This window comes from Salmonella sp. K21076 (assembly GCF_039650795.1).
GTDB lineage: Bacteria > Pseudomonadota > Gammaproteobacteria > Enterobacterales > Enterobacteriaceae > Salmonella > Salmonella enterica.
The window spans coordinates 1-389 of record NZ_JBCLYA010000016.1; the positions used below are offsets into that span (position 1 = coordinate 1).

Sequence of the window (389 nt, forward strand, 5' to 3'; positions counted from 1 at the left end):
TCCCCCTCTTTGGTCTTGCGACGTTATGCGGTATTAGCCACCGTTTCCAGTAGTTATCCCCCTCCATCAGGCAGTTTCCCAGACATTACTCACCCGTCCGCCACTCGTCAGCAAAGCAGCAAGCTGCTTCCTGTTACCGTTCGACTTGCATGTGTTAGGCCTGCCGCCAGCGTTCAATCTGAGCCATGATCAAACTCTTCAATTTAAAAGTTTGATGCTCAAAGAATTAAACTTCGTAATGAATTACGTGTTCACTCCTGAGACTTGGTATTCATTTTTCGTCTTGCGACGTCAAGAATCCGTATCTTCGAGTGCCCACACAGATTGTCTGATAAATTGTTAAAGAGCAGGTGCGACGCGGCTTTCAGCTCACCGTCGCGAGGTGGCGT

At 48.6% G+C, this 389-nt stretch carries 1 rRNA gene; it reads right to left on the minus strand.

What is annotated here, in order from left to right:
• Window positions 1–205, minus strand: a 16S ribosomal RNA gene (locus tag AAYN39_RS06895); the annotation flags it as partial.
• Between the last annotated feature and the right edge of the window lie 184 nt (window positions 206–389).